Here is a 24230-nt window from a genome sequence, read left to right as displayed (position 1 = left end):
CGGCGTGCCGGTCAATCGCGCGTGTCGCCGCCGCGATCGGGCACCGAGAACCGGCCGGTGACGCGGCCGTTCGACGGTGTCGTGGTGCCGGTCGCACCGGTGCTGCCGCCTGCCATCGCCGCGCCGTCGATCACCGCGCGGCCGGTATCGAGCGTGATCGTCAGCCGCCCGCCGTTCACGGTGTTGCCGCCCTGGGTCAGCGTGACGCCGCCGATCATCGTGATCACGCGGCGGTTGAGATCATAGACGGCATAATTGCCGCGTGCGCTCTGGTCGGGGCGCGTCACCGTGACCCCGCCCGCCGCGTCGAGCCGCGATACCTGCGGCGATCCGTCGAGCACACGCCCGGTATAGGCAACCGTCATGCGCTGTGCGCTCAGCGTCATCTCGGCCTGGCGAACGACGACGTCGCCCGACAGGACGGCGCGGTTCGCCTTGTCCTGCAATTCGATGTGCGCGGCGGAGAAATCGATCGGCGCGCGCGAATTGTGGCGCGACTGCGCGATCGCGCCGGTCGCGAGGAGCGCCACGAGGACGGGCAGGAAGCGCAAACGCGACATGGGCGTGCTATCTGTTGCCTTATGGCACGATGCGCAAGTGGGCGTTCCCATCGAGCGACACCGTGCGGTTCTCGAGATCGGCGCTCAGGCGGTCGGCGCGGAACTGTCCCTGGGGGGTCGATCCTGTAACACCGCCGTCGCTGTTCATCGTCCGCGTCTTGAGGTCGACGGTCGCGTCGTGAGTATCGAGCGCGTAGCCGCTCGCGGTCCGCACCGTGATCGGCCCGTCGAGCGCCACCTTTTCCGAATCCATGTCGTAGCGGCCGCCGGGCGCGGCGATTTTCGCGGGGCCGTCCGAAAGCTGGATGCCGGCGGCGAGATCGTCGAGCTGGACGATGGGTTCGGCAGAGCTGCGCTGCACTGCGGAGCCCGCGGCGAGCACGAACGGCCGGCCCTTGCTGTCCTCGCCGCGATAGACCGCCGATTGCAGCTTCATCCGCTGTTTGGCGACATCGACCTTGTTCTTGTCGAGGATGAACGACACGTCGCCGCGCATGTAGAGCGGTGCCATCACCAGGAACGCCGCGAGCACGCCGATCGCGATCGGCAGCACCACGCGCAGCACCTGGATCACGCGATCGTGGCTGCCGCCCGGCGCCGCCCACACCTGCCGGGCGGTTTTCTGCCGGCGGGCGATTTCAGACATTTTTGCTGCCTTCGGCGAAGCGGTTCCAGCCCGCTCCTCCACCCGGCCACCCATTGATTGTACACTGTGGGTGGCCGGGTGGGGGAGCGGGCTGGAACCGCGCAGATCGGCAGATCTCAAACATGCGCGAAAATGTCGATCTCGGGCCAGCCGGCGAGATCGAGTTCGGCGCGCGTGGGCAGGAAATCGAAACAGGCCTGGGCGAGATGCTGGCGGCCTTCGCGCGTCAGCCGCCGGTCGAGTTCCTCGCGCAGCGCGTGCAGGAAACGCACGTCGGAGGCGGCATAGTCGCGCTGCGCCTCGGACAGCACCGGCCCGCCCCAGTCCGACGATTGCTGCTGCTTGGAGATGTCCTGGCCGAGTAGTTCGCGCACCAACTCCTTGAGCCCGTGCCGGTCGGTATAGGTGCGCACCAGCCGCGACGCGATCTTGGTGCAATAGACCGGCGCGGCGACGACGCCGAGATAATGGCGGATCGCGGCAAGATCGAAGCGCGCGAAATGATAGAGCTTGAGCCGTTCGGGATCGGCCAGCACCGCTTTGAGATGGGGGGCGGCATAATCGCTGCCGGGATTGAAGCGCACCAGATGCTCGTCGCCGCGGCCATCGGAGATCTGGACGACGCACAATCGGTCGCGCGGGGTGATCAGCCCCATCGTCTCGGTGTCGATCGCGATCGCGCCCGGGCCGAGCGCGCCGGCGGGCAGGTCTTCTTCGTGGAAATGGACGGTCATGCCAGCCGCCTAGCGCCGTTCGGCCGTCCGCTCAATGGCCGCCGTCGGCCGCCTTGGCCTCCCGGCGCCGCCGCGCGGCGATGTTGAGCGCCTCGACCCCGGCGGAAAAGGCCATCGCGGTGTAGATATAGCCCTTGGGAACATGCGCGCCGAAGCCGTCGGCGATCAGCACCGCGCCGATCATCAGCAGGAAGCCGAGCGCGAGCATCACCACCGTCGGGTTGCGCGCGATGAAATTGCCGAGCGGATCGGCGGCGAACATCATCACGCCCACCGCGAATATCACCGCGACGATCATCACCGGCAGATGGTCGGTCATGCCCACTGCGGTCAGGATCGAATCGATCGAGAACACCATGTCGAGCAACAGGATTTGGACGATCGCTGCGCCGAAACCCATCGCGGCCTTGCCGACGGCCGGCCCTTTGTCGGTGCCCGAATGATCCTCGCCCTGCATCGTGCCGTGGATTTCGGTGGTCGCCTTGTAGAGCAGGAACAGCCCGCCCGCGATCAGGATCAGGTCGCGGATCGAGAACGCGGTCTCGAACGTGGGCTCGCCGTGGCTGCCCGGCGCGCCCGCGATGCCGAGATCGACGATCGGTGCGGTCATGCCGACGATCCACGCGATCACCGACAGCAGCGCCAGCCGCATGATCAGCGCCAGACTGATGCCGATGCGGCGCACCTTGCTGCGCTGCCCCTCAGGGAGCTTGTTCGACAGGATCGAGATGAAGATGAGGTTGTCGATGCCGAGCACCACCTCCATCACGATCAGCGTAATCAGCGCGGCCCAGGCGGCGGGATCGGCGAGCAGGGTTGCAAGCGGCATAACGACAACCTGTGCCGTTCGCGCAACGCTTGCGCAAGTATTGGTGTGAAGCGGGCATGATTTTGGACGAATTTGTTCGCGGTTGTCCCTCTTTTCGGATATGCCGGGAAATGTGGCGCGGGACGAGAGCGCCCGAAGACCTGCGTTTGTCGTCCGGCGCTTGGGTTCTTGATGGTGAATTTGGGCGAAGTCGGGAAGACGAGCAGGGCATGAGTTTCGACAAAGGACGCCGCGGTGATCGCGGCGGGCGCGGCAGGGACAAGCGCGACAGTTTCGGCGGTGGCGACGATTTCGGCGGTGGCTTTCAGGATCGCGGCTTCGGTGGCGGCGACCGATTCGGCGGTGGCGACCGATTCGGTGGCGGCGGTGACCGATTCGGCGGCGGTGGCGGTGGTTTCCGCGGCGGCGGCTTCGGCGGCGGTCGCGGCGGCGGCGGTGGGGGCATGCCCCCGCAGGTCGTCGGCGAGGGTTCGGGCACCGTCAAGTTCTTCAACGGCCAGAAGGGTTTCGGCTTCATCGTCCGCGATGATGGCGGCGAGGATGTGTTCGTTCACATCTCGGCAGTCGAGCAGGCGGGGCTGACCGGGCTCGCCGAAGGCCAGCCGCTCAACTTTACGCTGGTCGATCGCGGCGGCCGCATTTCGGCAACCGATCTCAAGATCGACGGCGAGCCGATGCCGGTCGAGGACCGCGGCCCGCCGCGGGATCGCGACGGCGACCGTGGTGGCCCGCAGCGACAGCTTACCGGCGAGAAGGCGAGCGGCACGGTCAAGTTCTTCAACGCGATGAAGGGCTTCGGCTTCATCCAGCGCGATGACGGCCAGCCCGATGCCTTCGTGCACATCTCGGCGGTCGAGCGTGCCGGTCTGCCGACGCTCAACGAGGGCGACCGGCTCGAATTCGAACTCGAGGTCGATCGTCGCGGCAAATATGCGGCGGTGAACCTCCAGTCGATCTGATCCAGCGGGGTTAGGGAGAGGAAGCCCGGCGCGCATGTACGCGCCGGGCTCTTTCTTTCATCCGCTCAGGATCAGCGCCGCGCCGGCGAGGATGCCGAGCACGCCCGCGATCCGGCCGGGGGTCACCCGCTCGCCCAGGAACAGCACCGCGATCGCGAGCGCAGTCACCATCCCGGTCTCGCGCAGCGCCGCGAGCGGCGCGGTGGGGCCGAGCGAGAATGCCCATAGCGCCATGCCGTAGGTCACGATCGACAATGCGCCGGCGATCACGCCGGGCTTCCACTGTCGCGCGGCGCTCGCGAAGATCGCGCCGCGCGAGGCGATGCCGAACATCGTCACGACGACCCCGCCCATCGTCACGAACACCCAGACGATGTAGCTCGCCGGGCTCGGCGCGGCGCGGACGCCGTGCGCGTCGATCACCGTATAGCCCGCGATGAAGACGCCGGTGAGCAGCGCCCAGCCGAGTGCATCGGAGGCGACGTGCCGGCCCGCGATCATCACGAACATCGCCGCGCCGACCAGCGCGATACCTGCGATTTCCTGTGTTGTCGCGGGCTCGCCGAGCACCCCGAGCGTGACCAACGCGGTGAGCAGCGGCGCGGTGCCGCGCAGCACCGGATAAACCGCGGAGAGATCGCCCACTTGGTAGGCGCGGATCAGGGAGAACAGATAGAAGGCGTGCAATAGTGCGCTCGTCGCGAGCCACCCCCAGGCGCCGGTCGGCCAGGGCACGAACAGCGTTGCCGGCAACAGGATGATCGCGCTCGAGCCGTCGGTGAGCGCGCGGCCAGCCATCTTGTCGCGCCCGCCCTTGACGATCGCGTTGACGATCGCGTGGATCGATCCCGAGGCGATCATCAGGATCGAGGCGATGGCGAGCGGCGGCATCGCCGCTCGCTACTCGGGCGCCGCGATCATTGCCAGCGCACCATCATGACGGCGGCGCCCGCCGTTGCCGACGCGCGCCGCACGATTTGGATTCGAGACCGGTTACTTGCAGGCGAGATCCGACCGGTCGATCGCGCGTCCGCCGACCGCGCCCGCCGCGCCGCCGAGGATCGTGCCGATCGTCTTGGAGCCGCCCGGCGCGATCAGGTTGCCGAGCAGCGCGCCGACGCCCGCGCCGACCAGCGTGCCGGTCGTGCCGTCCTCGCGCTTGCAGTAATAGCGGCCGTCGCGGTCGCGATAGATGCGATCGCCGTCGCGCGCGCCGCGATCGACGGTATCCGGGTTGTAGACGCGATCACCGGAGCTGAAGAGCCCGCCATTGTCGCCTGCGCACGCGCCGAGCGGCGCTGCGGTCGCGACCAGAAGCGCCGTCGCGAGAATGGATTTACGCATTACAAATCCCCTTGATTGTTACGCGCCGTCAACCATCGGGGCGGCGATTTGGTTGCGTCCGCCGGATACGGCCCGCCGTGATCATGGCTCAAGTCGTCATCGCCACCAGCGTCGCCAGCCGATCGGCTTCGGCCGCGGGCTTGTCGGTGCGGATGCGGCTGATGCGGGGAAAGCGCATGGCCACCCCCGATTTGTGCCGCGACGAGGCGTGGACCGAATCGAACGCGACTTCGAGCACCAGCGTCTTTTCGACCTCGCGCACCGGGCCGAAGCGGTTTACGGTGTGCGTGCGCACGAAGCGATCGAGAAATTTGATTTCGTCGTCGGTGATCCCCGAATAGGCCTTGCCGACCGGCAGCAGCGTGCCGTCGTCGCTCCAGCACCCGAAGGTATAGTCCGAATAGAAGGACGAGCGGCGGCCGCTGCCGCGCTGCGCGTACATCAGTACGCAATCGGCGACGAGCGGATCGCGTTTCCATTTATACCACAAGCCGGTGCGGCGGCCCGCGACATAGGGCGAATCGCGGCGTTTGAGCATGATGCCCTCGATCGCGGCGTCGCGTGCGCCCTCGCGCAAGGCTTCGAGCGCGGCGACATCCGCCGCCTCGATCACCGGCGAGATGTCGAACCGCCCGGCATCGAGTTGTGCGACGATCGCGTCGAGCCGGCGGCGGCGCTCGGCCCAGGGCAGGCCGCGCAGATCCTCGCCGCCGTCGAACAGCACGTCGTAAAGCCGCACGAAGGCGGGAAACGCGGCGAGCGTCTTCGCCGATACCTGCTTGCGCCCGAGGCGCTGCTGGAGTGCATTGAAGCTCGCCGCGCCAGCCCCCTCGCCAAGCCCGCCGCCCTGCGTCGTACCCTTGACGAGCAGTTCACCGTCGAGCGCGCCGGGCAGTCGGAAATCGGCGGCAACCTCGGGAAAGCTCGCGGTGATGTCGTCGCCCGCGCGGCTGTAGAGCCGCGTCTCGCCCGCGACATGGACAAGCTGGACGCGGATGCCGTCCCATTTCCACTCGGCGGCGTAATCGGTGAGGTCGATGCGGGCCCCGCCCAGCGGATGCGCGAGCATGAACGGGCGGAACACGGGCACGTCGGCCGCGGTCGGCCGATCACCGCGCCCTTCGGCCCAGTCGAACAGCCGCGCGTAGGGCGGATCAATGCCGTGCCATATTTCCTCGACCGCATCGACATCGAGAGCGAACGCCTGTGCCAGCGCGGTCTTGGCGAGGCGCGCCGAGACGCCGATCCGCAACCCGCCGGTCGCGAGCTTGAGCAGCGCGAATCGCTCCTCTGCGTCGAGCCGGTCGAGCAGGCCCGCCATCGCGGCGGGCGCGTCGGAGCGAGAGAGCGCGGAAAGCCGGTCGATCACTGTCGACAGGCGCAGTTCCTCGCCATCGCCCTCGATCGCGCCGGGCCAGAGCAGCGCGACCGTCTCGGCAGTGTCGCCGACATAGTCGCGGCTCATGCGAAAGAGGATGGGATCGACGCGGTCTTCGATCAGGCCGCGGATCAGCGCAGGCTTGACCGCCTTGAGGTCGAGATCGCCGGTCAGCGCCGCCATCGCCCAGCCGCGATCGGGATCGGGCGTGGCGACGAGGTAGTCGCCGATCAGCTTGAGCTTGGCATTGCGCGAGCGCGTATAGACGAGCGAATCGAGAAGCGCGGCGAAGGCATGCATGGCGGAACCAACGCGTACGCTACGCGCCGGGCTCCCGACAGACCCTGTCGATGATCACGCCGCGCTGCGCTACTGCGTCAGTAGCTGTGGTGCGGCCGCGTCGGCATCCGCGTGACGGGGCCTGTCAGCACCTTGCGGCCGAATGCCTCGGCGATCACGCGCGCATCGTCGATATTGGTGAAGACCGCGCGTGTGCCGCGCGGCAGCAGCGGCTCGATCGCGCTGATGGTCGCATTGTGGCGTGCCGCCATCTTCACGACTCTGGCTTCGGTTGCATCGATGTTGACGGCGCGTGACATGGGCATCTCCCGTTAGAGGATGAGCGAGAGGCCGCCGCCATAGGGCGGCCATCTTCGTCGCGTGCCGCTCGATCGAGCGCGCGTCGCGCTGCCGGTCCGGCATCGAGGCCGGAAGTCTACGGTGCGCGCGGGGCAAAGTCGCCGCGAAGGCAGGCGCTTCCGCTGCAAAGCGGTAGCGTGGTGCTCTCTCAGTCGCGACCATGCTCGGAAACGGACGGCGCGATGGCCCCTATATGGGGTCTGAGGGGCCGTTATGCCAGCCCTGGCGCGGTTTCGCGTCCTGATCGGAGGCCGTCACCGCCGCGGGTGGCGGTGCCGGATCAGACCGCGCCTTCGCCTGCGGCGATCTGGACGATCGCGTCGATCTCGACCGCGGCGCCCAACGGCAGCACCGGCACACCCACTGCGCTTCGCGCATGCCGCCCGGCGTCGCCGAACAGTTCGACCATCAGTTCCGAGGCGCCGTTGGCGACTTTGGGCTGGTCGGTGAAATCGGCGGCAGAATTGACGAACACGCCCAGCTTGACGATCCGTTCGACGCGGTGGAGCCCGCCCAGCGCGGCCTTCATCTGCGCGACCAGCATCAGCGCGCAGCGCTGCGCCGCGCGATAGCCGTAATCGATATCGCGATCGGCGCCGAGCCGGCCGGTCATCAGCGCGCCTTCGTCGAAGGGAAGCTGCCCTGAGATATGGAGCAGCCCGCCCGCCTCGACGGTGGGCACATAGGCCGCGACAGGGGCGGCGGCTTCGGGAAGCGTGAGCTTGAGTTCAAGCAGCTTGCGGTCGATTCGATCGGTCATGGCCGTGGATGAACACCCGCATGGCGCGTGGGTCAAGCCTCGGCGTGGGCACCGGCGGCGAAGCGATTGCTGATCCACGCCTGCGCCGCCCGCCAGTCGTCGATGCGGGCATGCGCGTGCGGTGCGGGCGCAACGCTCGGGGCGAGATCGGGTTCGGAGACCATGTGCAGCCGGTGGACCTGCGGCGCATGGCGCGCGACCGATTCGTGATGCACCGCGAGATCGTCGACGAACACGGTAACGGGGTTGCCGTGCTCGGCGATCAGCCGCGCGACCGGGCGGCCCTTGCCGCCCTGGTTGCATTCGACGCGGTGGGCGATGCCGAACGCGGCGAGCTGATCGATCCGCGCGGTACGGCACGCGTCGGTCAGATTGGTGAGGATGACGATGTCGGCGGTGCCGGCGAGCGCCGCCAGCGCCTCGCGCGCGTGGGGCACCAGCGTCTGCCGGTGCATCTCCGCCGGGAAGAATCCGCCGAGCAGGCCCCACATCTCCTCGGGCGTGGGGCGGGTGCCGTCTCGCCGGGTCATCGATCTGGCAAAGTCGCCGCCGTCGGGGGCGAAACAAATGTCGTGCGTTTCGCGTAACCATGCCCCAAAATGGGACACCATGTGGAGCAGCACTTCGTCACAATCGCAGATCAGCAGCGGTTTCATCTCGTCTCCAGCGCGGCACGGGCGGCGATGAGCGCGCCCGGCGGCACGTCGAGCGCGGCAGCGCAGCCGATGAGGTCGGGCTCGTGCGATTCAAGGAATCCCAGGGTCGCGGCGAGCATGTCGGGATCGTCCGCGCGGGCGCGCAGCGCGTGCGGGTCGAGCCCGGTCAGCGCCAGCAGGCGGGCCGCGCGATCGGGCTCGGCAAGCGTCCAGGCGAGAGCCCGAAGCGCCAGCGTGTTCGCGTCTTGTTCGATTGTTTCGCGCAGTGGCATCGCCTACATCTCGACGTCAGACCGGGGATAGGCGGGACGTGGCAAAAAGGGTGCTCGTTGTCGAGGACAACGAACTCAATCTCAAGCTGTTCTGTGATCTGCTGCGGGCGCATGAGTTCGCCGCCGAGCCGGTGCGCGACGGCCGCGACGCCGTGGAGCGCGCGCGTGCGTTCGCGCCCGATCTGATCGTGATGGATATCCAGATGCCGCACGTCAGCGGCTATGAGTTGATCGGCCAACTCAAGCTCGACGAAGCGTTGCGCCAGGTGCCGATCATGGCGGTGACGGCCTATGCGGGCCGCGAGGACGAGGAACGCATCCGCGCGGCGGGCGCCGATGCCTATGTCTCGAAGCCGATCTCGCTGATGCGCTTCGTCGACGAGGTTAACGCGCTCGTCGGCCAGGAAGCATAACGAAGCCGCGTAGCGCGGGGGCGCTCGCGGCTTTGTTCGATTCCGGCCCCGGCCGTGCGCCGGGATCAAGATAACCCGCTATGCGCGGCTTACTTGATCTTGGCTTCCTTGAACTCGACGTGCTTGCGCGCGACGGGATCGTATTTGCGGAAGCTCAGCTTCTCGGTCTGGTTGCGCGGATTCTTCTTGGTGACGTAATAGAAGCCCGTGTCCGCGGAGCTGACGAGCTTGATCTTGACGGTGGTCGGCTTGGCCATGACCTGCTTCCTGTATACGTGAAATAGGCTGTGTGCGTGAAATAGCAAAAGCGGCGAACGTGCGTCCGCCGCTCCTCAACGGCCGCGCGGATGCGCCAGATGGGGGGCGGTTGTCAAGCCTCGGGCGGGGATTTGCTCCGTCGCCGCAGGTGCCGCACCGCCAGCCCGGCCGCCGTGCCGAGCCCCGCGCCCGCCGCGATCCAGGCCGGATCGTCGAGCGCCTGGGCGACGCCCGCGCCGATCGCGATGCCGAGAGCCATCCAGAAAGCGAGGCGATTCATCGGGCGGCGACCTTTCGTCCGTTTACCACGGATTTACCATAATGGGCGCATCGTTCTTTCCCAAGGCGGGCCAAAGGCGGGAGCCGGACGATGCAGCGGGATTTCGGGATCGACCATATCAGGGCGGAACTCACAGCGCGAATCGCCGCGATCGACCTCAAGGCCGATCGGCTGACCGCCGGTGCGCTCGCGAGCGAACTCGACGAGGTGCGCCGGATCGCGCAGACGAACGGGCTGCTGCCCGCTGTCACCGTCGCGCAGGTGCTCGAATCGGCGCTGGCCGAGGGCGAGCGCGGCGCGCTGATCCACGGCTGGCTGTCGATCCTCCACGATGCGATTCGCTGCGACCGTTTCGATCGGCCGGCGTGCGATGTTTATGCTGCGGCCTGCTCGGTCCGCCTCGCCAACTGATCGGGTGCGGCGATGGACGTGCTGATGGCGGCGCTGGTCGCGGCGCTTTTCGCCCAGGCCAGCGATCGCACGCCGTGGTGCGCGGCGCTGCTCGGCAGCCGGTTCGCGCGGCCCGTACCCGTTATCGCCGCTTTGGTGATCGCGATCGTCGTGATCAACGGCTTGGGGGCGGTTGCGGGCGCGCTGATCGGGTCGATGCTGACACCGGAGGCGCGCGCGCTGCTGCTCGCGCTCGCGCTGGTCTCGGCGGGCGCCGCGGCGTTGTTCAAAATGAAAGCACCCGATGCCTTGCCCGATTCGCGGCTCGGGCCGCTCGCCACGGGCCTGCTCGCCTTGCTCGCGCTCGGGATCGGCGATCGCACGCAATTCGTCACCTTCGCGCTTGCCGCGCGCACCCCGATCCCGGCGCTGGCTTTCGTGGGCGCGACGCTGGGGTCGCTCGCAGTGACGATCCCCGCCGCGCTGATGGAGGAGGCCGCGTGGTGCCGGCTCCCGCTGGGGACGATCCGGATCGCGTGCTGCGCCGTGCTCACCGTCGCCGGATTGTTGATCGGGCTGGACGCGCTGCGGCTCCTTTGATCGCGGCGCCGGCCCGCTCCCCCACCCCGCCTCCCAAGTAATCATACTGAATGGGAGGCGGGGTGGGGGAGCGGGCCGGCGCCGCCTGCTTCATAACCGCACCGAGATCCTAATCCTCGCGCCGGGCGGCGAAGAAGGCGCGGAGCAGCGCCGCGGCCTCGCGGTCGCCGATGCCGCCATAGATGTCGGGCCGGTGGTGGCAGGTCGGCTGCGCGAAGAAGCGCGGGCCGTGTTCGACCGCGCCGCCCTTGGGGTCGCTCGCGCCGTAATAGAGCCGCGCGATCCGGGCATGGGCGATCGCGCCCGCGCACATCGCGCACGGCTCGAGCGTCACCCACAGGTCGCAGCCGTCGAGCCGATCGGTGCCGAGCGCTTGTGCGGCAGCGCGAATCGCGCGGATCTCGGCGTGCGCGGTGGGATCGCCGAGCGTGCGCGGGGCGTTGGCGGCGACCGCGATGACGGCGCCGTCGCGCACCACCGCCGCGCCGACCGGGACTTCACCCGCGCGCGCCGCCGCTTCGGCTGCATCGAGCGCGGCGCGCATCGGGCTGGTCATGGTCGCCATCATCGCCGGCGGGATAGCAGAATCGCGGCGCGCGGGGCAGTCTTGCCGACGGCCTTATGGCGCGGGGGCGACGCTGTTGTCGGCCTTGCGGACGTCGATCGTTGGCACGGCGACGGTGCGGTTCTCGGTGCCGACGTCGATGCGCCCGACATCGGCCTGGAAACGGGGCGCCTGGCCGCCTTCGATCGTCACCTTGGGCAATTGCGCGGTTTTGGTTTGATCGATATCGATCATCCCGAACGCCATCAGCAACGCGACGACGACGACGGCGAGGCCGAGCAGCACGAGTAGGGCACGCATCAATCTTCTCCCGGTATGTCGAATCGATCCCGTAATAACGCCGGCGCCGCGCGAAGGGTTGCGCGACCCGGTTGACCGCGCGGCACAATACAGCTATCGGCCCGTCCTTTCCGGGAACCCGAGAACACAGGATTTCAACCGATGTCGCGCATTTGCGAACTGACCGGCAAGGGCCGTCAGGTGGGCAACAACGTGTCCCACGCCAACAACAAGACCAAGCGTACCTTCCTGCCCAATTTGCAGAACGTGACGCTGATGTCCGAAGCGCTGGAAACCAGCGTCAAGCTGCGCGTCTCGACGCACGGGCTGCGCTCGGTCGAGCATGTCGGCGGGCTCGACAACTGGCTGGTCAAGACCAGCGACGACAAATTGTCGCTCAAGGCGCGCCGCCTCAAGCGCGACATCGCCAAGAAGCTTACCGCGTCGGCGTAATCCTGCGATTGCCGGTGCCGCCGGGCGGCGCCGGCTCGATCAGCCGGAATTTCAAGAGCAGCGAACGTTGCAGGATCGACTGATTGTCGTCCGATGCGATCCAGATGATCGTGTCGCTGCCCTCGCGCGTCGCCGCCACCGCCTCGAAATTGTCGTGGATATAGGGCGGCGCGAAGGTGGCGATCTCGGTCCCGCCCACGATCGCGCCCGGCGCGATTCGTCGCGAATCGACCAGCAGCAGCTTGACCGTGAAGGTGTAGGGCAGCGCGAAGCGGCGCAGCAGCACCAGCAGCCGGCCGTCGGGCAGCAGCGTTGCGTCGCTCGGGCTGAAGCCGGGGGGCACGACGAGGCCGAACCGGAAGCCCCGGCGCGGCGCGGCGATCGGATCGCCGTCGAACCGGATCGCGACCCGGTTGCGCGTCTTGGGCCAGCGCGCGGTTTCGCTGATCGCGATGATGCCGCCTGAGGGCAGCCGCACCAGCGATTCGGCGCCGCCATTGTCGGGCCAGTCGTGCATCGCCGGCGGCGCGACATGGCCGAGCGCGCGGGTGAACTCCGCGTCGTAGCGCCAGATCTCGTTGCTGTTCTCGAAGCCCACCCAATGATCGCCGGTGGCGGGATCGACCGCCAAGGATTCGCTGTCGCGATCGAGCTTCTCCCAGCCCGCGCCGGGGCCGTCGGGCAGGTTGGTGAAATGCGGCTCGGTGATCCGCCAGTCGCGCCCCATCCGAAAGCGCACGACATTGCCGCCGTCGCTGAGCAAGGTGAAGCGGTCACCTGCGACGTGCATCGCGGAGAAGCCGCCGAAGGCCGGATCGGGGCTGGTCAGCGCGACGCCGCCGAGCCATTCGAGCTGCCCGATCCGCGTCACCTCGGGATGCCCCTCCCGCAGCGCGACGCGCTCGGCGTGGACCACCGCGCGATCGCCGAGCAGCGGCAGCCGCGGCACGCCATTCCACATCGGTACGCAGACGAGCGCGAGCAGAACGGCGAACAGGATGCGCATCGCCGACCTCATTAGCGGCGATCCCCCGCGGGGCCACCGTTAATCCTTCTGAACCGCAGATAACTGAACGGGCGATAACGCGGGCATTCAGGAGCCGCTCAATGCCGAGTCGCCATAACCGCTCCATCGATGGGCGAGCGGCCAAATCGGCGGCGCGTTTCATCGTCGGGGAAAAACGGGAAGCAAGGAGACCAACAATGCTGAAGAAGCTCAAGATCATGTCGCTTGCCGGTGCCGCCATCGCGATGGGGGCGGCGGCAATGGTGCCCGCGACCCCGGCGGCCGCGCAGTCGCGCCACCACCACTATCGCGGCCACGATTACGATCGCGGCCATAATTATCGCAATTACGACCGTCGCGATTACCGCCGCCATTACAATCGCCGTGCGTACCAGCGCTGCGACAAGGGCGACGGCGGCACCATCATCGGTGCGATCGCCGGTGGCCTGCTCGGCCACGAGGTCGTCGGCCGCCGCGGCGACAAGACGCTCGGCACCGTGCTCGGCGCAGGCGCGGGTGCGCTCGCCGGCCGCGCGATCGATCGTGCCGACAATCCCCGATACTGCCGCCGCTAAGCGGTATCAGGCAGTTGCGTTCCCTCCTGTAGCGTAGCGAGGGCGGGGGCCGGTTTCCGAAAGGAAGCCGGCCCCTTGTTCGTCGGGCCGCAGCCGTGGCCGCGCCCGCGCCCGCGGCGATGCGCGAAGCGCAGCAGCCCGACCGGCCGGCGGGTCGGCAGCGCCGATCCCGTCCGACGGCGGCTTTGCCGTCGTCGGCACCCTTAGTTCACCTGACTATTCCCAGCCCCGCACACCACTGGCGCATGGCCTCGGGCAGGGCGGATCGTGCAGGCGGGCTTGCCGTCGACGACGACGCGGCCGACCCCGGTCGCCGTCACCTCGGCGGTGTAGCGGGCGGCGACGTGGGCATCGCCCGCGCCGTCGGTGCGGACCACCAGGTCGTCGACCGCAAGCGCGGCGGCGTCGATCGTGGCGGGGCCGTTGCTGGAGAGCCGCGCCTTGGCGGCCGTGCCCGCGAGCCGGAGCGCGCCGGTGCCGATCACCTGTGCATCGAGTTGGCGCGCGTCGAGCCCGGTGGTGGCGATCGTGCCCGAACCGGTGACCGCCAGGTCGAGCGCCTGGCCCTCCATATTGGCGATCGTCAGCCGCCCGCCGCCGTTCAGGAACGCGCTCCTGAGGCGCGGGGTCGACAAGGTGACGACCGGCACCGACCCGCTGGTGGCGCCGCGCTCGCCCCAACCGTTGGTGCCCATCGCCACCACCAGCGTGTTGCCGTCGACGCGAACCTGGACCTGATCGATCAGGTCGCGCTCGCCCTCGGCGCGCGCGCGCGGCGATCCGCCGACCGTCAGCCGGACCTCGAACGGGCCGCTGACGCGCACGCGATCGAAGCTTCCGATCGTATAGCTGCGTTCGGCCGCCGCGCCGGGCGCGGCAGCGGCGAGAAGGATCAGGGCAAGGAAGGCGCGGCGCATGGCAACGGCATCGCATTTTCGGGCCGGGCGGGGCAAGTCCGAGGACGAACGGGCGACAGGTGTGCCCGTTTTAACGCCGGCGGTCCTTGGAGTACGATGATTTTGCATCGAACCGTTCGCCCCAGGGTCATGTCCGGGGCAGGCTCTGAGCTTGTCGAAGGGCCGCTCTTCTTTCGACAGGTCAAAGCACAGAACGGTGCTTCGACAGGCTCAGCACGAACGGGTTTTAGGATGCGGCTCGACGTAAAGTCATCAGGCTCTGGTTCCTGACACTAGCCGCAGCGCACGTCGCCCGAACCCATTTTCGAGACGTCGCATTTGGCGCCGCCGTGAACCTCGACATCGCCCGAGCCCGTCACCGATACCTTGGCGTTGCCCGTGACGGTCGCCTCGACCTCGCCCGAGCCCTGCACGGCGATATTGCCGGTCGTGGCGGCCAGGCGCTCGGCGTCGATATCGCCCGAGCCGGTGATGTTCATCTTAACGGCGCCGGTCGTGCCCGCGGCGTTGATGTCGCCCGACCCCGCGACCGAGAAGCTCGCCGACCGCGTCTTGATCGCGCCGATCGTCATGTCCCCCGAGCCCGAGGCCGAGGCGGCGAAATCGTCGCCCTCGACGCGATCGACCGACAGGTTCCCCGATCCGGCGACCGAGGCGCCGCGGATGGCGGGCATCGTCACCATGATCTTGATCGCGCGGCCCTCACCTCCCCAGGAGAAGCTGTTGCCGCGCCGGCCGACCTTGAGCGTGTCGCCGTCGCGGACGATCTCGAGCTTGTCGAGCAGGTCGGCCGGCCCGGTCGCCTGGATCGCGAACGCGGCGCCCACGCGGACGTCGACATCGTCCGGTCCGCGCAGATCGATCTGGTCGAAGCCGGTGACGTCGTAGTTGCGCGAGGTGCCCGTGCCCTGCGCGGTGACGGGGTCGCCTCCGGCCGCGGTAGTCGAGGTGGCGTCGGTCGCGTCCGATTGGCCCGAGCACGCGACCAGCGGCAGCATGGCGAGAAGCGGAAGCAGGCGCATGGGAACTCTCCGGAGATTGTGTATTGTATAATTAATACACTCGAAAAGCGCGCGCAAACAAAAAAGGGCGACCCCAGAAGGGGCCGCCCCGTTTAGCGTGGCTATGGTCGAGCGCCTCAGGCGTCGGCGGCTTCCTGTTCCTTGGCCTTGTTGTGGATCGCGGCGGCCTTGCGCAGGATATCGAGGATCTTCTCCTGTGCGGTCGGTTCGTCGACCTCTTCCATCGCGGCGAGTTCGCGCGCGAGGCGGCTGGTGGCGCCTTCGAAAATCTGGCGTTCCGAATAGCTCTGCTCGGGCTGGTCTTCGGCACGGAACAGGTCGCGGACGACTTCGGCGATCGACACGAGGTCGCCCGAATTGATCTTCGCTTCATATTCCTGCGCGCGGCGCGACCACATCGTGCGCTTGACGCGGGGCTTGCCCTTCAGCGTATCGAGCGCTTCCTTGAGCGTCTTGTCGCTGGAAAGCTTGCGCATGCCGATGCTCTCGGCCTTGTTGGTCGGCACCCGGAGCGTCATCTTCTCCTTTTCGAAGCGCAGCACGTAGAGTTCGAGCTGCATCCCGGCGATCTCCTGGCTTTGGAGTTCGACGACACGGCCCACGCCGTGCTTGGGGTAAACGACATAATCTCCGACATCGAAGGACAGCGCCTTGGCGACCATATTGTGCAAGCCTTTCCGTGGATTCGTCCCCGCACGAGGGCAGCCCATCGGCGACGAAGCCGGTCGGCGCGGGCGGGGGAGGGTATGAGCGTCTCCAGGCGGAGCGCGGTACACACCGCCTCCGGTGACTCACTATTTAACACACTCGCAACATAATTGCCAGCGGAACATATATACGAACACGGGCGGCTTGTCCGCGCCGTGCGTCAATCGCGGGCGATCGGCGCCGCGGCATCATCCGCCCGGCGCCGCGAGTCGAGGCTCCACGGCCCAGCTCCCGCGGCAACGAGATAGAGGAAGACGAAGCAATAGAGGATCGCGGCGTCGCCGCCATTGTTGACCGGGAAGAAATTCTGCGGCGCGTGCGCGAGCCAGTACGCGACCGCCATCGTGCCCGAGGCGATGAACGCTGCCGGGCGCGTGAACAGGCCGAGCGCGATCAGCAGGCCGGCGGCGATTTCGACGACGCCGGCATAGGCGCCCATATTGTTGAACGCGCGGCCCATGCCGGCCATGTCCCCGGCTGGAAAGCCAAGAAATTTCTGCGTGCCGTGTTCGAGGAAGATCAGCCCGGCGACGATCCGCAGGAGCGCGTGTGCGATGGGTTCCCAGCGCGTGGGCAACGTCGATGTCGACATGATTCCCTCCCCATTCGGGCGAGGGCCTGTCCCTCGCCGATCAGTCGCCGGCGCCGGGCTCGGGCGAGAAATACTTCTCGAACTTGCCCTCTTCGCCCTTGTGCTCGTCGGCGTCGGCCGGTGTCTGGTCGTTCTTGCGCGACACGTTGGGCCATTGCGCGGAGAAAGTGTTGTTGAGTTCGAGCCACTTTTCAAGCCCGCTTTCAGTATCGGGCAGGATCGCTTCGGCCGGGCATTCGGGCTCGCACACGCCGCAATCGATGCACTCGCTGGGATTGATCACCAGCATGTTCTCGCCTTCGTAGAAACAATCGACCGGGCACACCTCGACGCAATCCATGTACTTGCAGCGGATGCAGGCGTCGGTGACGACATAGGTCATTGCCGGAATACTCCTCTGGAAGGCTCCATTTTGCCCTGCTGCTATGCCGCCGGCCTGCGCGCGTCAATGACCCGGCGCTTGCTGCGAGACGTTCGCAAGCGTGAGGTCTTCGTAGCACGTCCGGGCTTCGGATGCAGGCCCGCGTCGCGCGGGCAGCGCCACCACGCGGACCACGCGAATTTCCCCACGCGGAGTCGGGAAGGTCAGGATATTGCCGATGCGCACGGGCGCCGCGGCGCGCACGACCGGCCGCCCGTCGAGCCGCAGATGCCCACTCGCGGCGATCGCACCAGCGACCGAGCGGGTCCTGGCGATGCGCACGAACCACAAGAAGCGATCGAGCCGCATTGCCAGCGCCGCGTCAGCCACCGCGCCTGCCCCAGTCGGCGAGCGCGGCGAAGGCGTTGTCGGGGCGCGGCTGGACGCGTGGGCGCGGGGCGACGCGCGGCCGCCCGTGCCATGCCCAGCGCGCCGTGCCGTCCTTAGCGGGCGCGGTGCGAAAACCGAGCTGCGCCATCAGCTTGGCAAAGGTCGCCGCCGTTACCCCCATCGAGGTCGCCAGCGCCGGATCGGGTGCAAAGGGTGTGCGACCGGTGCGGGCATCGTGCGCCGCGCGCGCGATACGCTCGGCCAGGTCGACGCGCACCGCCTGCGCGCCGATCGTGCGGAACCCGGCGATTTCGGCACGCGGCAGCACCGTCGCGCCGGCGGGCGGCAGCGCTGCCGATAGCGTGCCGTCGCGCGCCGCAAGCAACGCCTGCCGCCAGCGCGCACCTGCCGGCTTGAGCAACCGCGCGTCGAACAGGTCGAGCGTGCCGAGCGTGATACCGGCGCTGCGCAGCCGCTTGCGTTCGGGTGGGGCCAGCGCCTCGATCGCGTCGGCGATCGGCATCCGGGGGGCGATCCCGCCTGCGTCGGTGAGCGCCGCTGCAACGACGCGCAACCCCGGCGAGGCCGCGGCATCGCTTGCCAGCGCTTCGAGCCGGGGCAGCACGCCCGCGCGGCGGGCGATCTGCACATTGACCCACGCTTCGAGCCGCGCGCGCACCGCGTCCGCCAACGGCCGGTCGAGGCAATCGAGCGCGCGATCGAGCATGACGCGCGGCCGCGCCAGCGCGGTGCCGGGCGCCAGCGTCGCGACCGTGATCCCATTCCAATCGATCGCCGGGGGATCGGCGATCAGCGCCAGCGCGGTATCGGGCACGTCGGCCAGCGCTTGCCCGCGGCGCGCTCGCTCGCCCGTCAGCCGTTTCTCGGCCGCGGCGAGCAACAGCTTCTTGTCGGCATGGCGCGCATCGGGCGCGACGACGAAACGGAAGCCATCGAGTCGCCCGATCGGATGGTCCTCGACCAGTACCTCGCCGGTCGCATCGACCACCACCGGCAGCGCAGAAACATCGGCGCCGATCTGACGCATCAGGATCGTCGTGCGCTTGTCGACGAAGCGCTGGGTGAGCGAGGTGTGGAGCGCGTCGGACAGGCGTTCCTCGATGCTGCGCGTGCGCTCGGCCCAATGTGCCGGATCGGCGAGCCAGTCGGCGCGGTGCGCGATATAGGCCCAGGTCCGCGCCGACGCGATCCTGCCCGCCAGCGGCTCGACATCGCCTTGAACGTTGTCGAGCCGCGCGATCTCGGCCGCGAACCAGTCGTGCGGGATATGGCCCGTGCCTTCGGAAAGGTGCGCGAACAGCCGTGCGACGAAGCGCGCGTGGGGTTCGATGCCCACCTTCCTGAAATCGGGCACGCCGCACGCCGCCCACAGCCGCGCGACCATCGCCGGCGACCGCGCCCGATCGCGCACCCAATCCTCCTCGGCGAGCCGCTTGAGCACGGTCAAGTCGAGCGCTTCGGGCGCGGCGCGCAGCCGCGCGTGATCGGGTCTGGCTTCGAGACTGTCGATCAGCGCGGCCACACTTGCGACATCGGGCGACCCCTCGCGCCAATAGACGGCTTCGAGCTTGGGGAAATGATGCCCCTCGATAGCGGCGATTTCCTCGGGGGTGAACGCGCCCGGCCCTTCGGCGATCACGCTTCCGAAGCTGCCGTCGCGCTGATGCCGCCCCGCGCGCCCCGCGATCTGCGCCATTTCGGGCACCGTCAGCCGGCGCTGGCGGTGCCCGTCGAACTTGCGCAGGCTCGCGAAGGCGACATGCGCCACATCCATGTTGAGCCCCATGCCAATCGCGTCGGTGGCGACCAGATAATCGACCTCGCCGGCCTGGAACATCGCGACCTGCGCGTTGCGCGTGCGCGGCGACAACGCCCCCATCACCACCGCCGCGCCGCCGCGCAGCCGGCGCAGCATCTCGGCGACGGCGTACACCTCTTCGGCCGAGAAGGCGACGATCGCCGAGCGCTTGGGCAGCCGCGAGATCTTGGTCGCGCCGGCATAAGAGAGCGTCGAGAAGCGCGGCCGGTTAACGATCTCGGCCTCGGGAACGAGCGACCGCACGATCGGGCGCAGCGCTTCCGAACCCAGGATCATCGTCTCATCGCGCCCGCGCGCGTGGAGTAGCCGGTCGGTGAAGACGTGCCCGCGCTCGGGATCGGCGGCGAGCTGCGCCTCGTCGAGCGCGACGAACGCGACTTCCCGATCGGTGGGCATGGATTCGGCGGTGCACAGCAACCAGCGCGCCTGCGGCGGCAGAATCTTCTCCTCGCCGGTGATCAGCCCGACCTGGGCGGCACCCTTGATCGCGACGACGCGATCATAGACCTCGCGCGCGAGCAGCCGCAGCGGGAAGCCGATCATGCCGCTCGAATGCGCGCACATCCGTTCGATCGCGAGATGGGTCTTGCCGGTATTGGTCGGCCCGAGCACCGCGGTGATCGCGCCGGAAGGGGTCCGCGCCATGATGACGACAATGTCGGGCCGGTGCCCCGAAAGCGCAACCGGTAATGCGCGGGCACGGCGCTTGCGCAGTGTGCTGGAATCACTCCAGCTTTGAACGACAACGGTTCGCCGCAGCAGCGACTCGCCCCGGCTCGGGTTAATTTGACTTTAGGATGTCGGCGCCACAACGCTCGAACCGGGTGCCGGGGGTTTTCGCGCGGCATGTCGCATAGGGGCAGCGCGCCTTGTTTTTGCGCAGCGATTCAGATCTGCTAGGGGGTGGCGGCGCCACCGCGCTCGCCTATACGGCGCCCGCGCGCGGCGGCTTCGCGACGCTCGCCGATCGTCTGCGCGACGTCGACTGGACCCCTGATCTCGGCGCGCGGATCGGCAGCCTCGAGTGGTTTCGTGGCGCCGCCACCTGCCTCGCGCTCTGCACCGTCTCGTGGATGCTCGGCCCCAGCCTGCATGCGCCGATCATCGGTGCGGCGCCGCCATCGCTGTCAGGCCATCAATGGGACGAGGCACGCGCGCAATCGATCGCGCCGCTCGCCTGGGGCGCTGCCACCGGGCGGCGGATGGCCGCGACCGATCTGGTCGCCCCGCTCGCCGCCACCCCCGAACGCCCGATCGTCGATCTGACCGCGACCTTCGCCAGCGGCGACAGTTTCGGCGGCGTGCTCCAGCGCGCGGGCGTCGGGCGCGGCGACGCCAGCCGCGCCGCCGATCTGATCGCGCAGGCGATCGATCTCGGCGATCTCAAGCCGGGCACGCGGATCGATCTCACGCTCGGCCGCCGGTCGACCAAATCGGTGCCGCGCCCACTCGAAAAGCTCGCCTTGCGCGCGCGCTTCGATCTCGCGCTCGCGATCAACCGCACCGATGGGGCGCTGACGCTCGACCGGCAGCCGATCGCGATCGATCACACCCCGCTGCGCGTGCAGGGACGGGTGGGATCGAGCCTCTATCGCTCGGCGCGTGCCGCCGGCGTGCCCGCACGGATCGTCGAGGCGTATATCAAGGCGCTCGCCACCAAGGTCTCGATCGGCCGTGACGTCGGCGCCGACGATACCTTCGATCTGGTCGTCGAGCGCGAGCGCGCCGCGACCGGCGAGGAGCGGCTAGGCGGGCTCGCCTTCGCCGGGCTCGAACGCAAGGGCAAGGATGTGGCGCTGGTGCGCTGGGCGGTCGACGGCCGCGACCAATGGCTCGACGCCGACGGCAAGGGCGCGCACACCACCAGGAGTGGCGGGATGCCCGTCAGCGGACACATCACCTCGAGCTTCGGCAAGCGGCGCCACCCGATCCTGGGCTATGTGCGGATGCACGACGGGCTCGATATCGGCGCGCGCTACGGCTCGCCGATCCATGCCGCCGCCGACGGCACGGTCGCCTTCGCGGGCCGCAACGGCGGCTATGGCAATTTCGTGCGGCTGAAGCACTCGGGCGCGATCACCACGGGCTATGGCCATATGAGCAAGATCGCGGTGCGCGCGGGTGCGCATGTCCACGCCGGCCAGGTGATCGGCTATGTCGGCTCGACCGGGCTGTCGACGGGGCCGCACCTCCATTTCGAGGTCCGCAAGAATAACCGCCCGATCAACCCGCGCTCGTTCTCGATCGCATCGGTGACGCAATTGAGTGGCAAGGCGCTACGCGCGTTCAAGGCGCGCGCCGCGTCGCTGCGCGCGGTGACGCCGGCGTCGTAGATCACGCGCTGCCCCGGCGGCGGCGTCCTTCTCCCGCACCCAATCGTTCTCCCGCGAAAGCGGGAGTCCAGGGCCGCGACCGCCATGCTCAAAGAAGATTGATTCACGCGGAGGCGCGGAGACGCGGAGGTGTATCGTTCGTCGGTGCCGCCGCCCGCGCCAGCGGCCAATCATTTCCCGGCAGCCCCGGGCTTCACGGTCTCGCTAACCCGAGACGGACGCAAAACACGCCGCCTCTCTCCGCGTCTCCGCGCCTCCGCGTGAACCAATTCTTCTTCTTCGCGCCTTCGCACGATTCCCTCTTTGTTCTTTTCGCTGTCCTACAACCCCGAAATCATGCCACGTTCCGCGCCGCTCTTTGATTCGATCGATCTATCCGCGTCGGCGCTTTGCCGGCCGACCCGCCATGCCCGATGCGCACGGCGCGCAGGAGAAGGCAAAACAGGGGGACGTAGCCTAACTTTTGTAACCTTCCGCGCGTTTCAAAGAGCGCCGGTGCCTCGGTCAATCGCCGCCGTCGGCCCGCCCCTTGAACCCCTGCGCGATCACATACCATTCGGACGATTCCTTGCGGCTCGCGGGCGGCTTGGCGTGTTTGACCGTGGTGAAGTTGCGCTTGAGTTCGGCGACCAGATCGCTGTCGGCGCCGCCCGCCAGCACCTTGGCGACGAACGCGCCGCCCGGACGCAGCACGTCGGCGGCGAACCATGCCCCCGCCTCGACCAGCGCCATCGTGCGCAGGTGGTCGGTCTGCTGGTGGCCGACGGTGTTCGCCGCCATGTCAGACAACACCAGATCGGGCGCGCCGCCCAGCGCCTCGGTGAGCAGGGCGGGCGCGCGCTCGTCCATGAAATCCATTTGCAGGATCGTCACGCCCTCGATCGGATCGACCGGCAGCAGATCGATCCCGACCACGATCGCGTCGGGGCGCTTGCGCCGCACGACCTGGCTCCAGCCGCCCGGCGCGATGCCCAGATCGATCACGCGCCGGACGCCCTTGAGCATCCCGAAACGCTCGTCGAGTTCGAGTAATTTATAGGCCGCGCGGCTGCGATAACCCTCGGCCTTGGCGCGCCGGACATAGGGATCGTTGAGCTGGCGTTCGAGCCAGCGCGTCGACTGCGCGGTGCGCCCGCGTGCCGTTCGCACGCGTTGGCGCCCACCGGTTCCGCCGCGACTCATCGTGGTTCCTTCACAGCCGTTCGTTGCGCATCAGCCGACGCAATATGCCCTCGCGGATGCCGCGATCGGCGACGCCGAGCCGTTCGGCCGGCCACAGATCGAGCACCACTTCCAGGATCGCGCAGCCCGCCACCACCAGATCGGCGCGATCGTGGCCGATACAGGCGACGCGCGCGCGCTCGGCGAGCGACATGCCCGACAGATCGGCGCTGATCCGGCGCATCGCCGCCGCAGGCACGATCAGTCCGTCGACCGCCGACCGGTCGTAGCGATCGAGCTTGAGGTGGACGCTTGCGAGCGTCGTCACCGTGCCGCTGGTGCCGAGCAGGCGCGGATGGCCGAGCCCGCGGGGAAGCCGCGCGACGAACGGCGCCATCGATTCGGCGACGATCTCGCGCATCCGCGTATAAGCGGCGAGCCGGGCGCGCTCGCTGTCGGCCTCGCCGATATGTTCGGTCAGCGAGACGACGCCCCAGGGCGTCGAATGCCAGTCGAGCACGCGTGGCACCGGCTCACTGGTGTCGATCAGCACCAGTTCGGTCGATCCGCCGCCGATGTCGAAGATGAGCGCGGCGTCGTCGCCCGGTTCGAGCAGGACATGACAGCCGAGCACCGCGAGCCGTGCTTCCTCCTCGGGGGTGATGACGTCGAGCATGATGCCGGTTTCGGCGGCGACGCGCGCGATGAACTCGGCACCGTTCGCGGCGCGGCGGCAGGCCTCGGTCGCCACCGATCGCGCGAGCGTGACACGGCGATGGCGCAATTTGTCCGAACACACCGCAAGCGCGGCGATCGTGCGATCGATCGCCGCCTCGCTGATCCGGCCGGTGCTCGCGAGCCCTTCGCCCAGCCGCACGATTCGTGAGAAGGCGTCGATGACGGTGAAGCCGTCGCCCTGCACGCGCGCGATCAGCAGGCGACAATTGTTGGTGCCGAGATCGAGCGCGGCATAATGCCGTGGGCGCGCGCCATAGCCGCGCATCGGTCTACCGGACGAGCAGGGCGCAGGGCCTTGCTGGTACGGCACGCTGGCGGGTCGATCACCCATGCCGTCACTCACTTCTTATGTTCTTCCGTCGCGACGCGGGAAGGCGCCGTTCGGTGCTTGGCGGCAACGGTAGCGGAACCGCGCCCGCCCGGCAAGCAAGCGCGGCAAATGTAGCGCCGCGGGCTTGACCGAGCGAAAACCGCCCCTTAGATCGCGCGCCTTGTTGCCCCGTCGTCTAACGGCAAGACTACGGACTCTGACTCCGTCAATCGTGGTTCGAATCCACGCGGGGCATCCAGCT

Annotated in this window: 32 protein-coding genes and 1 tRNA gene; 8 read left to right on the top strand and 25 right to left on the bottom strand. The window is 68.3% G+C overall.

The annotated features are described in order from the left end of the window. Positions 1-11: 11 nt before the first annotated feature. From DFR49_RS11110 to DFR49_RS11095, 4 genes are all read right to left on the bottom strand, one after another. On the bottom strand, positions 12-560 hold the full coding sequence (locus DFR49_RS11110; RefSeq protein ID WP_170151004.1) for an LptA/OstA family protein: 549 nt from the start codon (positions 558-560) through the stop codon (positions 12-14). 19 nt (positions 561-579) lie between these two features. Next, complete coding sequence (lptC, locus tag DFR49_RS11105) at positions 580-1206, bottom strand: LPS export ABC transporter periplasmic protein LptC (RefSeq protein WP_119035796.1); 627 nt, start codon at positions 1204-1206, stop codon at positions 580-582. A gap of 116 nt (positions 1207-1322) precedes the next feature. Continuing rightward, positions 1323-1940 (bottom strand): ribonuclease D, encoded by a 618-nt coding sequence (locus DFR49_RS11100; protein WP_119035795.1) that lies wholly within the window; start codon positions 1938-1940, stop codon positions 1323-1325. A gap of 31 nt (positions 1941-1971) precedes the next feature. After that, positions 1972-2769: a TerC family protein gene (locus tag DFR49_RS11095; protein WP_119035794.1), complete on the bottom strand. Its 798-nt coding sequence runs from the start codon at positions 2767-2769 to the stop codon at positions 1972-1974. Positions 2770-2978: 209 nt separating this feature from the next. Here DFR49_RS11095 and DFR49_RS22375 point away from each other — a divergent pair, with 209 nt between their 5' ends. Then, entirely contained in the window at positions 2979-3728 is a 750-nt protein-coding gene (locus tag DFR49_RS22375) for a cold-shock protein (RefSeq protein ID WP_119035793.1), read from the top strand. Between the two features lie 57 nt (positions 3729-3785). Here the strand turns inward: DFR49_RS22375 and DFR49_RS11085 are convergent, their stop codons facing one another. The 7 genes from DFR49_RS11085 to DFR49_RS11055 form a co-directional block, all read right to left on the bottom strand. Then, a complete protein-coding gene (locus tag DFR49_RS11085; RefSeq protein ID WP_119035792.1) occupies positions 3786-4619 on the bottom strand; it encodes a DMT family transporter in 834 nt (277 codons plus the stop codon). A 102-nt stretch (positions 4620-4721) separates the two neighbouring features. Beyond that, entirely contained in the window at positions 4722-5072 is a 351-nt protein-coding gene (locus DFR49_RS11080; protein WP_119035791.1) for a glycine zipper 2TM domain-containing protein, read from the bottom strand. Positions 5073-5160: 88 nt separating this feature from the next. Then, positions 5161-6750, bottom strand: coding sequence for a cisplatin damage response ATP-dependent DNA ligase (locus DFR49_RS11075; protein ID WP_119035790.1), 1590 nt, complete (start codon positions 6748-6750; stop codon positions 5161-5163). A 77-nt stretch (positions 6751-6827) separates the two neighbouring features. Then, entirely contained in the window at positions 6828-7049 is a 222-nt protein-coding gene (locus DFR49_RS11070; RefSeq protein ID WP_119035789.1) for a hypothetical protein, read from the bottom strand. A 320-nt stretch (positions 7050-7369) separates the two neighbouring features. Further along, positions 7370-7849, bottom strand: coding sequence for a RidA family protein (locus DFR49_RS11065; protein WP_119035788.1), 480 nt, complete (start codon positions 7847-7849; stop codon positions 7370-7372). A gap of 32 nt (positions 7850-7881) precedes the next feature. After that, on the bottom strand, positions 7882-8505 hold the full coding sequence (locus DFR49_RS11060) for an HAD family hydrolase (protein ID WP_119035787.1): 624 nt from the start codon (positions 8503-8505) through the stop codon (positions 7882-7884). Beyond that, complete coding sequence (locus DFR49_RS11055) at positions 8502-8777, bottom strand: DUF3572 domain-containing protein (protein WP_119035786.1); 276 nt, start codon at positions 8775-8777, stop codon at positions 8502-8504. The genes DFR49_RS11060 and DFR49_RS11055 overlap by 4 nt, the downstream gene beginning before the upstream one ends. 38 nt (positions 8778-8815) lie before the next feature. Between DFR49_RS11055 and DFR49_RS11050 the strand changes: the two genes are divergently transcribed. After that, entirely contained in the window at positions 8816-9190 is a 375-nt protein-coding gene (locus DFR49_RS11050; RefSeq protein ID WP_119035785.1) for a response regulator, read from the top strand. 89 nt (positions 9191-9279) lie between these two features. On the opposite strand, the gene rpmG is transcribed toward DFR49_RS11050, so the two are convergent. Together rpmG and DFR49_RS21990 are read right to left on the bottom strand one after the other, a co-directional pair. Next, positions 9280-9447, bottom strand: coding sequence for a 50S ribosomal protein L33 (gene rpmG / locus DFR49_RS11045; RefSeq protein WP_119035784.1), 168 nt, complete (start codon positions 9445-9447; stop codon positions 9280-9282). A 113-nt stretch (positions 9448-9560) separates the two neighbouring features. Next, the gene (locus DFR49_RS21990) at positions 9561-9728 is read right to left on the bottom strand and encodes a hypothetical protein (RefSeq protein ID WP_170151003.1); all 168 of its coding nucleotides are present in this window, start codon (positions 9726-9728) and stop codon (positions 9561-9563) included. Positions 9729-9818: 90 nt separating this feature from the next. Here DFR49_RS21990 and DFR49_RS11040 point away from each other — a divergent pair, with 90 nt between their 5' ends. Further along, positions 9819-10139, top strand: coding sequence for a hypothetical protein (locus DFR49_RS11040; RefSeq protein ID WP_119035783.1), 321 nt, complete (start codon positions 9819-9821; stop codon positions 10137-10139). Between the two features lie 12 nt (positions 10140-10151). After that, positions 10152-10718 (top strand): TMEM165/GDT1 family protein, encoded by a 567-nt coding sequence (locus tag DFR49_RS11035; RefSeq protein WP_119035782.1) that lies wholly within the window; start codon positions 10152-10154, stop codon positions 10716-10718. A 109-nt stretch (positions 10719-10827) separates the two neighbouring features. Here the strand turns inward: DFR49_RS11035 and DFR49_RS11030 are convergent, their stop codons facing one another. Both DFR49_RS11030 and DFR49_RS11025 read right to left on the bottom strand, forming a co-directional pair. Continuing rightward, the gene (locus DFR49_RS11030) at positions 10828-11274 is read right to left on the bottom strand and encodes a nucleoside deaminase (RefSeq protein WP_245968384.1); all 447 of its coding nucleotides are present in this window, start codon (positions 11272-11274) and stop codon (positions 10828-10830) included. 63 nt (positions 11275-11337) lie between these two features. Beyond that, positions 11338-11583 carry a hypothetical protein gene (locus DFR49_RS11025; protein WP_119035781.1) on the bottom strand — a complete coding sequence of 82 codons (246 nt, stop codon included), beginning with the start codon at positions 11581-11583 and terminating at the stop codon, positions 11338-11340. Between the two features lie 141 nt (positions 11584-11724). On the opposite strand from DFR49_RS11025, the gene rpmB reads away from it, so the two are divergent. Continuing rightward, positions 11725-12015, top strand: coding sequence for a 50S ribosomal protein L28 (gene rpmB / locus DFR49_RS11020; RefSeq protein WP_119035780.1), 291 nt, complete (start codon positions 11725-11727; stop codon positions 12013-12015). Here rpmB and DFR49_RS11015 read toward each other — a convergent pair. After that, entirely contained in the window at positions 11999-13021 is a 1023-nt protein-coding gene (locus DFR49_RS11015; RefSeq protein WP_119035779.1) for an esterase-like activity of phytase family protein, read from the bottom strand. The two genes, rpmB and DFR49_RS11015, sit on opposite strands and share 17 nt — an antisense overlap. A 197-nt stretch (positions 13022-13218) precedes the next feature. Between DFR49_RS11015 and DFR49_RS11010 the strand changes: the two genes are divergently transcribed. Then, positions 13219-13596, top strand: a complete 378-nt coding sequence (locus DFR49_RS11010; protein ID WP_119035778.1) for a glycine zipper 2TM domain-containing protein — start codon at positions 13219-13221, stop codon at positions 13594-13596. Between the two features lie 203 nt (positions 13597-13799). Here DFR49_RS11010 and DFR49_RS11005 read toward each other — a convergent pair whose 3' ends face one another. From DFR49_RS11005 to DFR49_RS10975, 7 genes are all read right to left on the bottom strand, one after another. After that, positions 13800-14513 carry a head GIN domain-containing protein gene (locus tag DFR49_RS11005; protein ID WP_170151002.1) on the bottom strand — a complete coding sequence of 238 codons (714 nt, stop codon included), beginning with the start codon at positions 14511-14513 and terminating at the stop codon, positions 13800-13802. Positions 14514-14785: 272 nt separating this feature from the next. Then, complete coding sequence (locus DFR49_RS11000) at positions 14786-15535, bottom strand: head GIN domain-containing protein (protein ID WP_119035776.1); 750 nt, start codon at positions 15533-15535, stop codon at positions 14786-14788. A gap of 116 nt (positions 15536-15651) precedes the next feature. After that, positions 15652-16197, bottom strand: coding sequence for a CarD family transcriptional regulator (locus DFR49_RS10995; protein WP_119035775.1), 546 nt, complete (start codon positions 16195-16197; stop codon positions 15652-15654). 206 nt (positions 16198-16403) lie between these two features. Beyond that, positions 16404-16835 carry a DoxX family protein gene (locus DFR49_RS10990; RefSeq protein ID WP_119035774.1) on the bottom strand — a complete coding sequence of 144 codons (432 nt, stop codon included), beginning with the start codon at positions 16833-16835 and terminating at the stop codon, positions 16404-16406. A gap of 40 nt (positions 16836-16875) precedes the next feature. Next, on the bottom strand, positions 16876-17217 hold the full coding sequence (gene fdxA / locus DFR49_RS10985) for a ferredoxin FdxA (protein ID WP_119035773.1): 342 nt from the start codon (positions 17215-17217) through the stop codon (positions 16876-16878). A 63-nt stretch (positions 17218-17280) separates the two neighbouring features. After that, positions 17281-17586, bottom strand: coding sequence for an RNA-binding S4 domain-containing protein (locus DFR49_RS10980; protein WP_425454934.1), 306 nt, complete (start codon positions 17584-17586; stop codon positions 17281-17283). After that, entirely contained in the window at positions 17579-20071 is a 2493-nt protein-coding gene (locus DFR49_RS10975; protein WP_119035772.1) for a helicase-related protein, read from the bottom strand. The genes DFR49_RS10980 and DFR49_RS10975 overlap by 8 nt, the downstream gene beginning before the upstream one ends. A 230-nt stretch (positions 20072-20301) precedes the next feature. On the opposite strand from DFR49_RS10975, the gene DFR49_RS10970 reads away from it, so the two are divergent. After that, entirely contained in the window at positions 20302-21759 is a 1458-nt protein-coding gene (locus DFR49_RS10970) for a M23 family metallopeptidase (protein ID WP_245968379.1), read from the top strand. A gap of 504 nt (positions 21760-22263) precedes the next feature. Here the strand turns inward: DFR49_RS10970 and DFR49_RS10965 are convergent. Both DFR49_RS10965 and DFR49_RS10960 read right to left on the bottom strand, forming a co-directional pair. Then, positions 22264-22941: an RlmE family RNA methyltransferase gene (locus tag DFR49_RS10965; RefSeq protein ID WP_119035770.1), complete on the bottom strand. Its 678-nt coding sequence runs from the start codon at positions 22939-22941 to the stop codon at positions 22264-22266. Positions 22942-22951: 10 nt separating this feature from the next. Continuing rightward, on the bottom strand, positions 22952-23989 hold the full coding sequence (locus tag DFR49_RS10960) for a Ppx/GppA phosphatase family protein (RefSeq protein WP_119035769.1): 1038 nt from the start codon (positions 23987-23989) through the stop codon (positions 22952-22954). Between the two features lie 164 nt (positions 23990-24153). Between DFR49_RS10960 and DFR49_RS10955 the strand changes: the two genes are divergently transcribed. Continuing rightward, positions 24154-24227, top strand: a tRNA-Gln gene (locus DFR49_RS10955). Positions 24228-24230 lie beyond the last annotated feature (3 nt).

Source organism: Hephaestia caeni (genome assembly GCF_003550065.1).
Taxonomy (GTDB): Bacteria; Pseudomonadota; Alphaproteobacteria; order Sphingomonadales; family Sphingomonadaceae; genus Sphingomonas; species Sphingomonas caeni_A.
This window is presented reverse-complemented; position numbering and strand designations above follow the sequence as displayed.

Excerpts from the sequence above, each read along its gene's own strand:
- DFR49_RS11110 (WP_170151004.1), bottom strand. The coding sequence starts at position 560 with ATGTCGCGTTTGCGCTTCCTGCCCGTCCTCGTGGCGCTCCTCGCGACC.
- lptC (WP_119035796.1), bottom strand. The coding sequence starts at position 1,206 with ATGTCTGAAATCGCCCGCCGGCAGAAAACCGCCCGGCAGGTGTGGGCG.
- DFR49_RS11100 (WP_119035795.1), bottom strand. The coding sequence starts at position 1,940 with ATGACCGTCCATTTCCACGAAGAAGACCTGCCCGCCGGCGCGCTCGGC.
- DFR49_RS11095 (WP_119035794.1), bottom strand. The coding sequence starts at position 2,769 with ATGCCGCTTGCAACCCTGCTCGCCGATCCCGCCGCCTGGGCCGCGCTG.
- DFR49_RS22375 (WP_119035793.1), top strand. The coding sequence starts at position 2,979 with ATGAGTTTCGACAAAGGACGCCGCGGTGATCGCGGCGGGCGCGGCAGG.
- DFR49_RS11085 (WP_119035792.1), bottom strand. The coding sequence starts at position 4,619 with ATGCCGCCGCTCGCCATCGCCTCGATCCTGATGATCGCCTCGGGATCG.
- DFR49_RS11080 (WP_119035791.1), bottom strand. The coding sequence starts at position 5,072 with ATGCGTAAATCCATTCTCGCGACGGCGCTTCTGGTCGCGACCGCAGCG.
- DFR49_RS11075 (WP_119035790.1), bottom strand. The coding sequence starts at position 6,750 with ATGCATGCCTTCGCCGCGCTTCTCGATTCGCTCGTCTATACGCGCTCG.
- DFR49_RS11070 (WP_119035789.1), bottom strand. The coding sequence starts at position 7,049 with ATGTCACGCGCCGTCAACATCGATGCAACCGAAGCCAGAGTCGTGAAG.
- DFR49_RS11065 (WP_119035788.1), bottom strand. The coding sequence starts at position 7,849 with ATGACCGATCGAATCGACCGCAAGCTGCTTGAACTCAAGCTCACGCTT.
- DFR49_RS11060 (WP_119035787.1), bottom strand. The coding sequence starts at position 8,505 with ATGAAACCGCTGCTGATCTGCGATTGTGACGAAGTGCTGCTCCACATG.
- DFR49_RS11055 (WP_119035786.1), bottom strand. The coding sequence starts at position 8,777 with ATGCCACTGCGCGAAACAATCGAACAAGACGCGAACACGCTGGCGCTT.
- rpmG (WP_119035784.1), bottom strand. The coding sequence starts at position 9,447 with ATGGCCAAGCCGACCACCGTCAAGATCAAGCTCGTCAGCTCCGCGGAC.
- DFR49_RS21990 (WP_170151003.1), bottom strand. The coding sequence starts at position 9,728 with ATGAATCGCCTCGCTTTCTGGATGGCTCTCGGCATCGCGATCGGCGCG.
- DFR49_RS11040 (WP_119035783.1), top strand. The coding sequence starts at position 9,819 with ATGCAGCGGGATTTCGGGATCGACCATATCAGGGCGGAACTCACAGCG.
- DFR49_RS11035 (WP_119035782.1), top strand. The coding sequence starts at position 10,152 with ATGGACGTGCTGATGGCGGCGCTGGTCGCGGCGCTTTTCGCCCAGGCC.
- DFR49_RS11030 (WP_245968384.1), bottom strand. The coding sequence starts at position 11,274 with ATGACCAGCCCGATGCGCGCCGCGCTCGATGCAGCCGAAGCGGCGGCG.
- DFR49_RS11025 (WP_119035781.1), bottom strand. The coding sequence starts at position 11,583 with ATGCGTGCCCTACTCGTGCTGCTCGGCCTCGCCGTCGTCGTCGTCGCG.
- rpmB (WP_119035780.1), top strand. The coding sequence starts at position 11,725 with ATGTCGCGCATTTGCGAACTGACCGGCAAGGGCCGTCAGGTGGGCAAC.
- DFR49_RS11015 (WP_119035779.1), bottom strand. The coding sequence starts at position 13,021 with ATGCGCATCCTGTTCGCCGTTCTGCTCGCGCTCGTCTGCGTACCGATG.
- DFR49_RS11010 (WP_119035778.1), top strand. The coding sequence starts at position 13,219 with ATGCTGAAGAAGCTCAAGATCATGTCGCTTGCCGGTGCCGCCATCGCG.
- DFR49_RS11005 (WP_170151002.1), bottom strand. The coding sequence starts at position 14,513 with ATGCGCCGCGCCTTCCTTGCCCTGATCCTTCTCGCCGCTGCCGCGCCC.
- DFR49_RS11000 (WP_119035776.1), bottom strand. The coding sequence starts at position 15,535 with ATGCGCCTGCTTCCGCTTCTCGCCATGCTGCCGCTGGTCGCGTGCTCG.
- DFR49_RS10995 (WP_119035775.1), bottom strand. The coding sequence starts at position 16,197 with ATGGTCGCCAAGGCGCTGTCCTTCGATGTCGGAGATTATGTCGTTTAC.
- DFR49_RS10990 (WP_119035774.1), bottom strand. The coding sequence starts at position 16,835 with ATGTCGACATCGACGTTGCCCACGCGCTGGGAACCCATCGCACACGCG.
- fdxA (WP_119035773.1), bottom strand. The coding sequence starts at position 17,217 with ATGACCTATGTCGTCACCGACGCCTGCATCCGCTGCAAGTACATGGAT.
- DFR49_RS10975 (WP_119035772.1), bottom strand. The coding sequence starts at position 20,071 with ATGGCGCGGACCCCTTCCGGCGCGATCACCGCGGTGCTCGGGCCGACC.
- DFR49_RS10965 (WP_119035770.1), bottom strand. The coding sequence starts at position 22,941 with ATGAGTCGCGGCGGAACCGGTGGGCGCCAACGCGTGCGAACGGCACGC.
- DFR49_RS10960 (WP_119035769.1), bottom strand. The coding sequence starts at position 23,989 with ATGGGTGATCGACCCGCCAGCGTGCCGTACCAGCAAGGCCCTGCGCCC.